The following is a 14,705-nucleotide window of genomic DNA, read 5'->3' as shown; positions in this document are numbered from 1 at the left end:
TTTATGAATTTAAGTCAGCACTACGATCAATTATACATAGCATCTTCTAAGTTAATTTTAGAGGGAAATTATAAATTAGATAATCAGATTACGAATCCTTCGGATACTCGCTTTGGTATCACGTTGCTCATTCGCCCCAGCGAAGCAATAAAAGCTGCAATCCACACCTTAATTAATGATTTAGCTGCAATTGAGCCATTACAGTATTTTTATCCTTCATCAGATATTCATATTACAGTTATGTCTATTATTTCGTGTTATGAAGGTTTTACTTTAAATAAAATTAAGATCGAAGATTACATTGAAATTATTACTAAAACACTAATTGATTTAGACTCGATTACTATTAAATTTAAAGGAATAACAGCTTCTCCATCTGCAATTATGCTTCAGGGTTTTCCAACTGATGATTCTTTGAACAATTTTCGAAATAAACTCCGCGAGAACTTTAAAAAATCGAATTTAGAACAAAGTATTGATAGTCGCTATACCATTTCAACTGCACATTCGACCATAATGCGATTTCAGGAAAAACTTCAAAATCCAACTGAATTAGTAAAAATTTTAGAAAAATACCGAACGTATGATTTTGGAGAATTTGAAGTACGAAATTTGGAATTGGTTTATAATGATTGGTATCAAAGGGAAGAAAACACCATTCATTTAGCTGATTTTATTCTTTGATTTTTCACAACAAAATTTATTTAGTAAACTTCCCAAAATGCCATAAAACGCCGGACGGATCGTGCAAAAAACATTCGCTTCCCCAATCTAAATGAACTGTAGGTGTTAATTTAACGCCATATTTTTCAGTTAAGTTCAAAACTAATAATTGATTATAGTAATAATCAACATCTTCCACTTCTAGAAAAATCATCGTGTTTTCTATCCAGTTTTTATCATAATAATCCTGAAGATAAAAAGCCAGATCACCTGTTTTAAAAACGGAAAATTTAGCATCCAATACTACTTCTTCGAAACCCAAATCCCGATAGAAACTTCTGGACACCTCAAAATCTTTGGCTCCAATAAAAGGTCGTATAGATAATGCTTTGTGTTTGACTTTTATCGATTCTTCCATCTTATTTTCTTTTAGAATATTTTATCCCTTCTTCAAAATACTTCCCAGACCTCTACCAATCTGTTCGATTGCTTCAAGACCTTTTGTAAGTGGCGTAGCAGTAAAATCTTCATACGCATCCATAGCACTTTCCTGACGATCATCTTGTGGATAAACCAATATAATATTGTTATTATCAAATGATTTCTCGAATTTTTGAGGTAATTTATCAAAAATCGATTGGTACGAAACAGAACCTTTTCTCGATAAATTAAATACAACTAAATCGGTATCTTTTATCTCATCAGAAATAGCGTCAAAATCTTCCCAATCTAAAATACTTTTGAAACCAAGTTTTGCATTTAATCTTAAATTAGTTGCAATTTGCACAATTGACTGATGTGTTTTATATTCTCCGTAAATCACAATCGGAATACTTAATTCCTGTGACAAACGACAAATTTTTTGAAGCAAAAGCTGAAAACCAACTCCTCTTTCTGAAAAAGGCGGGCAAATAAATACCAATCTTTTTTCTTCAATAAAGTTATGCTGAAACCTGCAGATAAATAAACTCTTGTCTACATTATTGATAATAGAATCTACATTTTCTCCAAAAATCTTATCGATAAAACCTGTTTTTCTAGGCCATCCCACGATCACGATATCCGACATAATCTCTTTGGAAGTCCTTGCGATTCCACTTGCGGGATTATGATCAATTCTGGCAATCGTATTTATCTTAACTTCAGATGCTGAAGCCTGAATGACAAATTTATCTACCGCTTTTTTATATTTTAAAATATTAATTTCAGCCTGATCGTTGTTGGGAACAATCGTTAACAAAGTCACCGGATTCGCTGATTTTTTGTCTTTTATTAAAAGTGCAAAATCCAAGAGACTTGCCGTAGAAGAAGTTTTTGCCAGCGGAATCAAAATATGTTCTTCTAAAATTTTATCTCCTGTATGTGCCGGAGAAATTTCTTCCTCGCAGATTGCAATTTTCTTAGCTGCTTTTTCAGTAGCAAATGACGCTACAATACAGGTAATCAAAATTAAAATAATAGTTCCGTTTAGAATGTTCTCATCTAATATTTTAGCTTTAAAACCAACTAAAATTACAGCTAACGTTGCAGCGGCATGCGCACTGCTTAATCCGAAAATAAGCTGTCTTTCTGTTTTTGTATATCTAAAAACAAGCTGTGTAAAAAAGGCTGCAATCCATTTTCCAAAAATAGCCACAACACTTAATGTTCCTGCTACAATCAGCGCATTTGGACCGCTTAATATAACACTGATATCAACCAGCATTCCAACAGAAATAAGGAAGAACGGAATAAACAATGAATTTCCGATAAACTCAATTCTATTCATTAATGCCGATGAATGCGGGATTAAAGGATTTAGTGCCAAACCGGCAACGAAAGCACCAATGATAGGCTCTACTCCTGCTACTTCTGCCAGGAAAGCGGCAAAGAAAACCACAGAAAGCACAAAAATATAATGAGCATGTTTTTCACTTTCTAATTTTTTGAAAAACCATTTCGCAATTCGCGGAATAACTAAAAACATAATTGCGGAGAAAATAGCCAATGAAACACCTAATTTTATCCAGAAAGCCTGATTTAGATTTCCCTGACTGCTTCCCATTATTACTGCCAAAATAATCAAAACGGCTGTATCTGTCAGAATTGTTCCTCCAACAGTAATAGCAACAGCCTGATTTTTTGCTATTCCTAGTTTACTAACAATCGGATAGGCTACTAACGTGTGTGTAGCAAACATACTTGCTGTTAAAAAACTGGCATTAAAGTCATATTGCAATAGATAGAAACAAACCGGGAAACCAATGGTAAGCGGGAAAATAAAAGTAAAAAAACCAAACAGTAAACTCTTATTTCGATTGGCTTTAAACTCATTCATATCAAGTTCAAGACCAGCGATAAACATAATATAAAGTAATCCTATCGTAGAAAATAAATCGACAGCAGAGTTCTTCGCCAGAATATTAAGTCCGTGAGGACCAATTATAACGCCAGAAATAATAAGTCCGATGATACCGGGAATGTTGATTTTTTTTAACAAAATCGGAGAAAGCAAAATAATAAAAAGTATTAGTGAAAAAATTAATACCGGATTACTAAGTGGCAACTCAAATTCTTCTAAAAAATGCTTAAAAAATTCTATCATAATGTAATTTTATCTTCTATAATGGTATTTTAATTTTCACAAAAAATGCTTCAAAAATAAATTCAAAACACCCTAACTTTCTTTATCGGATCGAATAAAAACCCGAAATCTTTAGTGATTGCTTATTTACAAAAATACCTAAAAAAAAACCGAACTCTTTAGAAAAAGCTGATTTTAAGATTTTAAATTTTATTTCGTTGATAAATTATTATTATTTCATACTAATTCTAACAAAACTGCAAGATTTATAAATCTTAACAAACCATCTTTGCATTATTCAATTATCTTTGTCTTAATAAATATTGTATGATGGAAGAATGTATCTCTGTTTTTGATATGCTTAAAATTGGCGTTGGTCCTTCGAGCTCACACACTTTGGGTCCTTGGCGCGCCGCAGAACGTTTTTTAGAAGAGTTAAAAGACGAATCTATTTTAGAAAAAACAACAAGAGTTAAAATTGATTTATACGGTTCCCTTTCATTAACAGGTAAAGGGCACGCTACCGATTTAGCAATTATGTTAGGTCTAAGCGGTCAGGATCCTGAATATATTCCTGTTGAAAGCATTGCAGAAATTATTAAAACGATCGAAACTAAAAATGAAATCATTTTAGGTAATGAACTTACGATTCCGTTTTATTTTCTGCAGGATATTGTATTCAATAAAGATTTCCTTCCCTTTCATGCTAACGGACTAAAATTTACAGCTTACAAAGCGGATGATTCTGAATACGAATCAACTTTTTATTCTATTGGTGGAGGCTTTGTAGTTAAAGAAGAACGTACAAACGCAAAAATAAAAGAAGAAATAAAATGCGCTTTTCCTTTTCCGATTCAAAATGCTGTTGAGCTTTTAAATTATACAGTTTCAGAAAACAAAATGATTTCTGAAATTGTTTATGAAAATGAAAAATCAATGCGCCCTGAAGCTGAAATTGATTCAGAATTAATGCGTATTTGGAATACGATGCTCGAATGCATGTACATAGGCTGTCATACTAGCGGGATTCTTCCTGGTGGTTTAAACGTAAGACGACGTGCTTTTGACATGCATCAGAATTTAATTGGACTTTCTAATTATTCTGATCCTCAAAGCTGGTTAGAGGAAATTAGAAAAACTGAGGTTAAATTTCGTCAGATATTAAAATGGGTAAGTTGTTTTGCACTTGCTGTAAATGAAGTAAATGCTTCATTAGGACGTGTTGTTACCGCTCCAACTAACGGAAGTTCAGGTGTTATTCCAGCTGTTTTGATGTATTATTTAGTAATTGAAAATCATAATGCAGGAGAAAAAGAAATCAAACAATTTTTGATGGTTGCCGGAGAAATTGGAAGTATCTTCAAAAAAGGTTCTACAATCTCAGCTGCAATGGGTGGCTGTCAGGCAGAAATTGGTGTTTCTTCTTCAATGGCTGCAGCAGCACTTTGTGAATTAATGGGCGGAACGCCTGCTCAGGTTCTAATGGCTGCCGAGATTGCTATGGAACATCACCTTGGCTTAACCTGCGATCCTATTGGTGGTCTGGTTCAGATTCCGTGTATCGAAAGAAATACAATGGGTGCCATAAAAGCAATAAATGCAGCAGAACTAGCGCTGGAAACCGATTCAAAAAATGCAAAAGTACCTTTAGATAAAGTAATAAATACCATGTGGCAAACTGCCAAGGATATGAATTCTAAATATAAAGAAACCTCCGAAGGCGGATTAGCAATTGCTGTTAACATGGCCGACTGTTAAAAACATTCTGTATTGAAATATTCTACGATTGTTAATTTCAATCTATAATAATTCAATACTTTTACATACTCAAAAAAAATAAAATGTCAGTAGCTAAAAAAGATTATAAAAGAATCACAACAAAGTCATTAATCGAAATGAAAAGCAATGGAGAAAAAATCTCTATGCTAACAGCTTATGATTATACCATGGCGAAAATTGTTGATACCGCAGGGATCGATGTGATTTTAGTGGGAGATTCAGCATCCAATGTTATGGCAGGTCATGAAACGACGTTGCCAATTACCTTAGATCAAATGATATATCATGCATCGTCTGTAGTTCGTGCTACTGAAAGAGCATTAGTTGTTGTTGATTTACCTTTCGGAAGCTATCAGTCTGATCCTAAAGAAGCTTTACGTTCTGCTATCAGAATCATGAAAGAAAGCGGCGGTCACGCTGTAAAACTGGAAGGTGGAAAAGAAATAAAAGAATCTATCAAAAAAATACTTAACGCCGGAATTCCAGTAATGGGACACTTGGGTTTAACTCCTCAATCGATCTACAAATTTGGAACGTACAGCGTTCGTGCAAAAGAAGAGGAAGAAGCTGAAAAATTGATCGAAGATGCCCAAATGCTTGAAAAAATAGGTTGTTTTGGTGTTGTTTTAGAAAAAATACCTGCTCATTTAGCAGAACAAGTTGCAAAAAGTATCTCTATTCCCGTAATCGGAATTGGTGCAGGCGGCGGTGTAGACGGACAAGTACTGGTTATTCATGACATGCTTGGAATGAACAACGAATTCAGTCCACGTTTTTTACGTCGTTACCTAAACTTATACGAACAAATGACTTCTGCCATCGGTCAATATGTAACTGATGTAAAATCTAGTGACTTTCCTAGTGAGAAGGAACAATATTAATTTTTAGACTTGCTTAGATTTTTAGACTGACTTAGACTAGCTTAGACTTGTTAGATGCTAGACTAGCTTAGACTTCTTGGATTTATATTATTAACTTTCTTTTTTTTTTTTATTAATAAATAATCTAAGAAGTCTAAGCAAATCTAAAATTCTAAGTCAGTCTGGTAAAAAAATCTAAGAAATCTAAGCAAGTCTAAAAATCTAAGTCAGTCTGGTAAAAAAATCTAAGAAGTCTAAGCAAGTCTAAAAATCTAAGTCAGTCTAAATTACAGTCTAAATTAAAATTTAATTAAAAAAAATGCATCAATACAAAGAGCTTTTAATTTGGAAAAAAAGCAGATTGTTTTGTTCTAAAATATATAATGCAACAGCAGATTTTCCAAGTGAAGAAAAATTTGGAATAACAAATCAATTACGACGAGCTTCGGTTTCAATTCCTTCAAATATTGCTGAAGGTTCTTCAAGAAAATCAAATAAAGATTTTGCCCGATTTCTAGAAATTGCTATTGGTTCTGCTTATGAATTAGAAACCCAACTTTTAATTTCATCCGACCTTGGATTCCTTAGCGAAGAAAACACAACCGAGTTAACAGAAATGTTGGCTGAAATTATTAAAATGACGTCTAAATTCAGAGCAACTTTAGCATAATCTTTTTAATTTAAGCAAATCTAAAATTCAAAGTAGTCAAAATAATCTAAGAATTCTAAGTCAGTCTAACATCTAAGAAGTCTAACAACCAATAAGTCAAACAAATCCAACATCTAAGAAATCTAAGCTAGTCTAATATCTAAGAAGTCTAAGCAAGTCTAAAAATCTAAGAAGTCTAAGTCAGTCTAAAATTCTAAGTAAGTCTAAAAATGAAAATTCTTTCCAACAAAATCAACCTCCAGATTCTCCATGAAGACAATCACATTATTGTGGTAAACAAGCGTGTGGGTGATATCGTGCAAGGCGACAAAACGGGAGATAAGCCTTTGTCTGACGTTGTAAAAGAATACATAAAAGACAAATACAATAAACCAGGTGATGTTTTTCTGGGTGTAATTCATCGTTTAGACAGACCCACAACCGGAATTGTTGTCTTTGCGCGAACTAGCAAGGCTTTGACTCGCATGAATGAACTATTTAGTAACCGAGAAACTAAAAAAACCTATTGGGCAGTCGTTAAGAACAAACCGCAGGAAGCAACGGCAAAATTGGTTCACTTTTTAAAGAGAAACGAAAAAAACAATACTTCAAAAGCACATTTAAAAGAAGTACCTGACAGCAAAGTTGCCAGTTTGGATTACACCGTTTTTAAAGAACTGAATAACTATGTGGCTTTAGAAATTAATCTGCATACCGGTCGTCATCATCAGATTCGTGCACAATTATCGGCCATTGGATCGCCTATAAAAGGAGATTTAAAATATGGTTTTGACCGAAGCAATCCTGATGGCGGAATTCATCTTCACGCCAGAAAATTATCTTTTGTTCATCCGGTGACGAAAGAAAACATTACCATTGTCGCTCCAACTCCTGATGAAACCATCTGGAATGCACTATGATTTTATGATATAATTCTTATTTTTTAAATTTTTATCATTTAACTTGCATGGTTCAATCAAGCCGATCATTAAAATGGACTACGTAAACGATATTGGATACCGAAAAGAAACACTAAAAAAGTTATTGTACAACATTCAGAAAAGCGAAGATTTAATCATACAGGCTTTATACGATGATTTTAAGAAACCTGCATTCGAAGCTGTTATTACGGAAACCAATTATGTAATTTCAGAATTAAAAGATACCATCAAAAATATCAAGAAATGGGCAAAACCCAAGCGTGTTTTCCCATCACTTGTTAACTTTCCTTCTACAGATTACATCTACAAAGAACCTTACGGAAACGTTTTGGTAATTGCTCCCTGGAACTACCCTTTTCAACTTGCATTGTGTCCTTTGATTTCTGCAATTGCAGCCGGAAATAAGGTGACTTTGAAACCATCAGAACTTACACCTCATACTTCTGCTATTATTGCTGAAATTATCGAAAAAACATTTCACATTAATCATGTCGAAGTAGTTGAGGGCGGTATTGATATTTCGAACAAACTACTGGCGCAGCGATGGGATTATATCTTTTTTACCGGCAGTGTAACCGTTGGGAAAATTGTAGCAAAAGCAGCAGCAGAAAATCTTACACCTGTTACATTAGAATTAGGCGGAAAAAATCCGTGTATCATTGATGAAACTGCCAATCTAAAATTAGCAGCAAAACGCATTGTCTGGGGAAAATTCATCAACGCAGGACAAACATGTATTGCGCCGGATTATATTTTGATTCAAAAAAACATGAAAATCAATTTCATAAAATTTTTGATGGAAGAAATCATTAATGCTTATACCAAGAACACAGAAAAATCACCTGACTTTGCCCGCATCATTAATACTAAAAACTGGTTGAGACTTGTAAGCATGATCGAAAGCGAAAAGGTTATTTTTGGAGGTCAAAGTGATGTTAACGAACTTTATATAGCACCAACTTTAATCGAAGAGCCAAGTTTAGAAAGTGCTGTAATGAAAGAAGAAATTTTTGGTCCAATTTTACCAATTCTAATGTACGAAACAGAAGAAGACATAAAAAATATTATTACCCGCTATGAGAAACCTCTTGCTTTTTACATCTTCAGTGAGAATAAATCTTTCACCAAAAAAATAATTCAAACTTACTCCTTTGGAGGCGGTTGTATAAACGATACAATAGTCCATTTTTCTAATAAAAGACTGCCTTTTGGTGGTGTTGGTCATAGTGGAATTGGTGCTTATCACGGACAGTTGAGTTTTGATACTTTTTCACATCATAAAGGAGTGGTAAAAAAAGCCAATTGGCTTGATATCCCTATGCGATACGCACCTTACAAGGACAAATTAGCTTCAATCAAAAGGGTGTTGGATTGGCTTTAAATTTCCAAAACATTTTAGAATGTTTTTTTGATTTTTTTAAGGAATTGATTAAAAATATTATATTTACGTTTAAATAGTAATTAAATATTACAGCTAATAAAACAATTCTACTTAAACGATGAAATCTACTCTTGACCAAGTCGAAGCTATTAAAACAAATGGCTATTCCTTAGACTTTTCTAATGTTTTTAATCATGCATTTGAAAACTACAAAAAAATCGCACTTTATGCTGGTTTAATTATACTGGTATTTTCTATACTATTTTTTATTGGTTTTACATTTATTGTAGGAGCTTACTACGGAGCTGAAAGTTTAAACGAAGAATTTTTTAAAAGTTTAGGAGCTCAAAAATTATCTTCTGTACAATTGCTTGCTTCTACCTTCATCATATCTTTTTTAAGTGCTTTATTAAGCCCTTTTGGAGCAGGATTTTTGAAAATGGCAGACAGCGCAGATAAAGATAATGAGTTTAATGTTTCTACTATTTTCAGTTATTACCAAGCTCCTTATTTTTCACAGCTTTTTATTAGTGCCTTCATTTTAGCTCTTGTAGGTTCGGCTATTACCAATACACTAGAAAGTTTAGGGGTTGGTATCTTAGGAAGTATAATTTCATTAGTCATTTCGTTTTTTACCATTTTGACAATTCCACTAATTGTTTTTGGAAATCTAAAAGCATTAGATGCTATAAAATCAAGTGTTATTGTCGTAAGCAAAAATCCGTTTGTACTATTAGCATTAGTTATTACAGGAATTTTAGGCTCTTTCGTTGGAGTAATCGGATGTTGTATTGGAGTAGTTTTTACAATTGCATTTAATACTTCTATGTCGTACGCCATGTATTGCGCCATTTTTGATATTGAAGAAGACGATTCTATTGATTCTATCGGAACATCGTATTCAGAATAAAACAGCTTTTTCTAAAACATAGAGCTTGACCAACTCCTTAGAAAAATCGAAATTGTTATTTACTAAACAAAACCAATTCTAAAACTATGGTAGAAAACTATAGTCTTTTTAGTTCAACGATTTCAGGTACCGCCCTCTTGGGAGATACCTTGAAATCGACTGGAACAAATTGGTCTGTTTTTAACTCCTGTATTATCTTTTTTAACAATCCCAAACTCATTATTCTGGGATTGTCTTTGTTTGGTTTCTTAGGTATTTTGATCTATCAGTTTTTCAGAATTAAAAGCAAGATTGGGAACTTCATAGAAAAACGGCGTGAAATAGAAACGACCAATAAGGAATATCAACTTTATCTCTTATTCTTTGGAATAGCCATTATTGTCATCGAAATTATAAACGAGATATTTAAAGTCCGGCCAAAGAGCTTATTAATACTAAACATTAGCATTGGCACATTTATACTTCTGATTTATATCACTACTGACAAAATCAAGTATATGCAAAATCGAATCCAGCAAATTTTCATTTCGCTGTTTCTTATTTACTTCATTTACAATAGCTGCAACATTATTTTTCACGAAAAAGATGTTATCCCAATCATTGCGTTTTTAATCTCTTTTTACTTTTCATACAGCATTCTCAAACCCATAAAAGTATATTGGACGTTTGTTGTTGCTGCCGCTTTATTTTTAATGGCGACAGTGATTTTTCATTTAATTCCCATTAAAACCTCCATTTTATTAATCAACTATTGTATTCTGGTTTTTATAATAAATCAGGTAAAATATGCTGTTTTATTAAACAACAGAGATAATTTTAGATTTGCCAACGAGATTGTTCACAAAGGAAATTCGCTCACAATTGCAACAAATGGGAAAGGTGAAATTCTATTTTGCAGTGATACCATAACAGCCATCTTGGGTTATTTACCCGATGAAATTCTGGGTATGGAATTTTGGAAATTAAACAAAGACAAAGCCACTATGTACGAGAGTAATTTAAATTACTTGGACAACAGACTTTATATCCGAAAATTAAAAACCAAAAATGGAGAATATAAACACATTCAATTTAAAGATAAAAAATTCTCTGAGGACTTAATTATTAGTATAGGTCAAGACGTTACAGAACAAATTACCGTTCAGGACCAATACAAAAATCTTATTCAGACTGCAACAGATATTATTTTTGAAATAAATGAAAGAGGCTATTTTACTTTTATAAATGAATTTGGATTCTCGATATTAAAATATCCGGAAGAAGAAATTATTGGACAGCATTATTCGAATTTCATTCATGACGAATACATCAAAAATGCGGTAGATTTTTATGAAAATTTAGAGCAGAACGAAACCAATTATCCTACGATCGAAATTCCGATTTTAAAGAAAACCGGCGAAGAATTATGGATCTCATTAAAAGTAATCATTCGCAAAAATGACTTACATCAAACGATAAGTTATGCCGGTATTGCAAGGGATATTACAGCAATAAAAAATATCGAAAACGAAAAGAAAAGACGTTTAGAAAAAATTGAAGCCTATAATAATTCAACAAAAAAAATGTCGACGACAGATTTTAGGGATTATAATAACATTCAAAACGTTATCAATTATATTATTCGGGAAGCTGCAATAGTATCTAAAACAAATCGGGTAAGCTTCTGGAAATATTCAGATGATACGATTAGCTGTCGCAACTTGTTTAGTCTGGACGACCAAAGCTTAAACGATAAAAACATACTCAATAAAGAGTCCTATCCTATTTATTTCGAAACACTTAAAAATAAAGCCATTATCAATGCACCAGATGTTTTTAACAAATTAGAAACATCTGAATTTGAAAGCGTTTATTTTATCAAAAATAAAATAAAATCAATGCTGGATGTTCCTATTTTCCTAAACGGACAATTGGTTGGTGTTACCTGCTTTGAAAGTACTGAAGGAAAACGCGATTGGGACAACGAAGACATCAATTACGCTAAAACTATTTCGGATGTAATTTCGCTTGCCATTTCCTCACAAATGCGTCTGAAAGCAGAGAAAAAACTAGAAGTTAAAAGCGATTTATTGTCTGCATTGGCACTTTGTACTGAAAAGTTTCTACTAAGCCAGACAACACAAAAAATGTTTCAGGAAACGTACGAGATCATTGGAAAAGCTTCGAATGTAGATCATATTTTTTATTACGAGAAAGATTTCGACACCAACACTATTGGGCAACGCTACAAATGGTCAAGAGGCGGAATCCCACATCAGATAACCGAATTACAGGCTTTTACAGAAGACGATTTAAAAGAAATCATTCACAACTCTAAAGACAAAAAAGTTTTAAGCATACTAACAAAAAAACTTGAAGACACGTATTTCAGACACCTGTTAGAACTCAATGAGATTAAATCTATTTTGATTTTGCCATTGTATGCCAACAATGTCTTTTCGGGTTTTATTGGTTTTGATGATTGTACAAGAGAACGAAAATGGTCAGATGATGAAATCTATATTTTTCAGACTCTTGCCAATAACATTTCTTCGGCCTTAGACAGAAATAGAAACATTGCTAAAATCAAAGAAAGTGAAGATGCCATAAAAGCAAAAGAATTAGCCGAGGCAGCCAATAAATCTAAATCTGATTTTCTTGCCAATATGTCGCATGAAATCAGAACTCCATTAAATGGTATTATCGGATTTACGCATTTACTCATGAAAACAAATCTTGAAGAAATTCAGGAAAAATACATGACTACGATTAATCAGTCTGCACATTCCTTACTTGATATCATCAATGATATTCTTGATTTCTCTAAAATTGAAGCCGGAAAACTGGAACTTTTTATCGATTTATATGATATTAAAAAAATACTGGGACAGATATTTGATTTGATTGTTTATGAATCCAATCAAAAGAAGCTTAAACTAGAACTCATTGTAGATGCTAATGTACCTAAGTATATCTGGACCGATATTGTACGTTTAAAACAAATTTTAATCAATCTTTTATCTAACGCTATTAAGTTTACAAATGAAGGTTCTATAACACTGACTGTTTCTGTGATAGAAAAAAAATCAGATGAAAATTACATCATTCGTTTTTCTGTAATTGATACCGGAATTGGAATTTTAGAGCAAAATCAATTAAAGATTTTTAAAGCATTCTCTCAGGAAGATAGTTCTACAACCAGAAAGTTTGGCGGAACTGGTTTAGGCCTTACCATTTCGAATCAGTTATTGGCGCTAATGGAAAGCCGTCTGCAACTTGAAAGCGAAATAAATAAAGGAAGCAACTTCTATTTCGATCTCAATTTAAATATCAGTCATAAAAGCATTACAGAGAAATACAAAATCATTACAAAAACAAGCGCTGTAGAATTACCTATAACCGAACAGGAACAGCAAAAAAAGGTAAGTGTTTTGATTGTCGAAGACAATAAAGTCAATATGCTACTTTTAAAAACTATCGTAAAAAATTTAAATGTTAATACCACTGTTTTTGAATGCGAAAACGGATATGAAGCAGTGAAACAAATAGAAAACATAAATCCCGATCTTGTTTTCATGGATGTACAAATGCCAATAATGAATGGCTACGAAGCGACAAAAGCCATTAGAAGTACAATATCCGGTAAAGATGTTCCCATAATTGCTGTTACAGCAGGAGCTGAAATAGACGAACGCAACAAATGTTTGTCTGCCGGAATGAATGATTATATCTCGAAACCGATCATTCGCGGAACAGTGGAAGAAGCTTTATCTAAGTGGATAAAATAATTAAAAGTTAATTGTTTTTTGATTACTGTATTTTCAAAAAAACACATAAATTCGTACAACTAAATTTTCAACAATCAATAAAACAATCTAATATGAAGTGGAGAGGTACACGAGAAAGTGATAATGTAGAAGACAGAAGATCTGTTTCCGGCGGAAAAGTGGCTGTTGGCGGCGGAATTATCGGTATCATTATTTTACTTCTAAATGTTTTTGGAGGTGAAAATGCACAGCTTATAACGCCTGTTCTGGAACAATTACAAGGCGGACAACAAACACAAACGGAAGCTGCTGCCCCGCTTAGTAAAGAAGATGAAGAAATGGGACATTTTGTAAGAGCCGTTTTGGCCCGAACAGAAGATACCTGGGATAAAATATTCAAAGAACATGGTATGACCTATAAAAAACCAAAATTGGTACTTTTTAGAGGATCAGTACAAACTTCTTGCGGTGGAGCGACTGCGGCATCGGGACCGTTTTATTGTCCGGCCGATCAAAAGGTATATATGGATTTAGGCTTCTTTGAAGAGCTTAAAACTAAATTTGGAGCCAAGGGTGGCGACTTTGCTATTGCGTACGTTATAGCGCATGAAATTGGGCACCACGTGCAGACTTTACTGGGAACGTCTGCCAAGATGCATCACGATCAACAGGGAAAAAGTAAAGCAGCTGCCAACAAACTTTCTGTTGCACTGGAATTACAAGCTGATTTTTACGCCGGAGTCTGGGCACACGACAATCAGGAATACATTGAAGAAGGAGATATTGACGAAGCTTTGAGCGCTGCCAATGCTGTGGGCGATGATGCCATTCAAAGTAAAATGCAAGGTCAGGTTGTGCCTGATTCTTTTACACACGGAACATCAGAACAAAGAATGTACTGGTTTAAAAAAGGATTTAAATCAGGAGACATTGATCAGGGAACTACTTTTGAAGAAATTTGATAATTTACAAATCAGCTATCTTAACCAATTAGGCATGACGTAACGGTCATGCTTTTTTTTTTAAAACTATCTCTTCAACGATACCTAACAGGTTTTAAAAACCTGTTAGGAAACATGGTTGAAACAAATTTCAAGTATTTAGAAAATTCAAAGTAATTAAGAAATAGAAAAATCTACATCGAAAATAAATATAAAAAATCCGCATAAATCCGTGTTTTCGCATAGCGAATCAGGGATCAATGCATATTGTT

The 14,705-nt window shown here is 33.3% G+C and carries 11 protein-coding genes; 9 read left to right on the top strand and 2 right to left on the bottom strand.

Annotation, left to right across the window (positions count from 1 at the left end; translation table 11 throughout):
- The first annotated feature begins 3 nt into the window (after positions 1-3).
- Positions 4-684 (top strand): mutarotase, encoded by a 681-nt coding sequence (locus tag B0A66_RS06935; protein ID WP_089049130.1) that lies wholly within the window; start codon positions 4-6, stop codon positions 682-684.
- Positions 685-700: 16 nt separating this feature from the next.
- On the opposite strand, the gene B0A66_RS06930 is transcribed toward B0A66_RS06935, so the two are convergent.
- On the bottom strand, positions 701-1,081 hold the full coding sequence (locus B0A66_RS06930) for a VOC family protein (protein ID WP_089049129.1): 381 nt from the start codon (positions 1,079-1,081) through the stop codon (positions 701-703).
- A 21-nt stretch (positions 1,082-1,102) separates the two neighbouring features.
- Positions 1,103-3,247, bottom strand: a complete 2,145-nt coding sequence (locus B0A66_RS06925) for a cation:proton antiporter (protein WP_089049128.1) — start codon at positions 3,245-3,247, stop codon at positions 1,103-1,105.
- A 309-nt stretch (positions 3,248-3,556) separates the two neighbouring features.
- On the opposite strand from B0A66_RS06925, the gene B0A66_RS06920 reads away from it, so the two are divergent.
- From B0A66_RS06920 to ypfJ, 8 genes are all read left to right on the top strand, one after another.
- Positions 3,557-4,984, top strand: a complete 1,428-nt coding sequence (locus B0A66_RS06920; RefSeq protein ID WP_089049191.1) for an L-serine ammonia-lyase — start codon at positions 3,557-3,559, stop codon at positions 4,982-4,984.
- Positions 4,985-5,067: 83 nt separating this feature from the next.
- Positions 5,068-5,886, top strand: coding sequence for a 3-methyl-2-oxobutanoate hydroxymethyltransferase (gene panB / locus B0A66_RS06915; protein WP_089049127.1), 819 nt, complete (start codon positions 5,068-5,070; stop codon positions 5,884-5,886).
- 298 nt (positions 5,887-6,184) lie between these two features.
- Positions 6,185-6,535: a four helix bundle protein gene (locus tag B0A66_RS06910; RefSeq protein WP_089049126.1), complete on the top strand. Its 351-nt coding sequence runs from the start codon at positions 6,185-6,187 to the stop codon at positions 6,533-6,535.
- A gap of 209 nt (positions 6,536-6,744) precedes the next feature.
- Positions 6,745-7,434, top strand: a complete 690-nt coding sequence (locus tag B0A66_RS06905) for an RluA family pseudouridine synthase (protein WP_089049125.1) — start codon at positions 6,745-6,747, stop codon at positions 7,432-7,434.
- Between the two features lie 73 nt (positions 7,435-7,507).
- Positions 7,508-8,836, top strand: a complete 1,329-nt coding sequence (locus tag B0A66_RS06900) for an aldehyde dehydrogenase (RefSeq protein ID WP_089049124.1) — start codon at positions 7,508-7,510, stop codon at positions 8,834-8,836.
- A 118-nt stretch (positions 8,837-8,954) separates the two neighbouring features.
- Entirely contained in the window at positions 8,955-9,746 is a 792-nt protein-coding gene (locus tag B0A66_RS06895) for a DUF2189 domain-containing protein (protein WP_089049123.1), read from the top strand.
- Positions 9,747-9,832: 86 nt separating this feature from the next.
- On the top strand, positions 9,833-13,513 hold the full coding sequence (locus tag B0A66_RS06890) for a response regulator (RefSeq protein ID WP_089049122.1): 3,681 nt from the start codon (positions 9,833-9,835) through the stop codon (positions 13,511-13,513).
- Positions 13,514-13,605: 92 nt separating this feature from the next.
- Positions 13,606-14,454: a KPN_02809 family neutral zinc metallopeptidase gene (ypfJ, locus tag B0A66_RS06885; protein WP_089049121.1), complete on the top strand. Its 849-nt coding sequence runs from the start codon at positions 13,606-13,608 to the stop codon at positions 14,452-14,454.
- The last annotated feature ends 251 nt before the right edge of the window (positions 14,455-14,705 follow it).

This window comes from Flavobacterium hercynium, from assembly GCF_002217285.1.
Taxonomy (GTDB): domain Bacteria; phylum Bacteroidota; class Bacteroidia; order Flavobacteriales; family Flavobacteriaceae; genus Flavobacterium; species Flavobacterium hercynium.
This window is presented reverse-complemented; position numbering and strand designations above follow the sequence as displayed.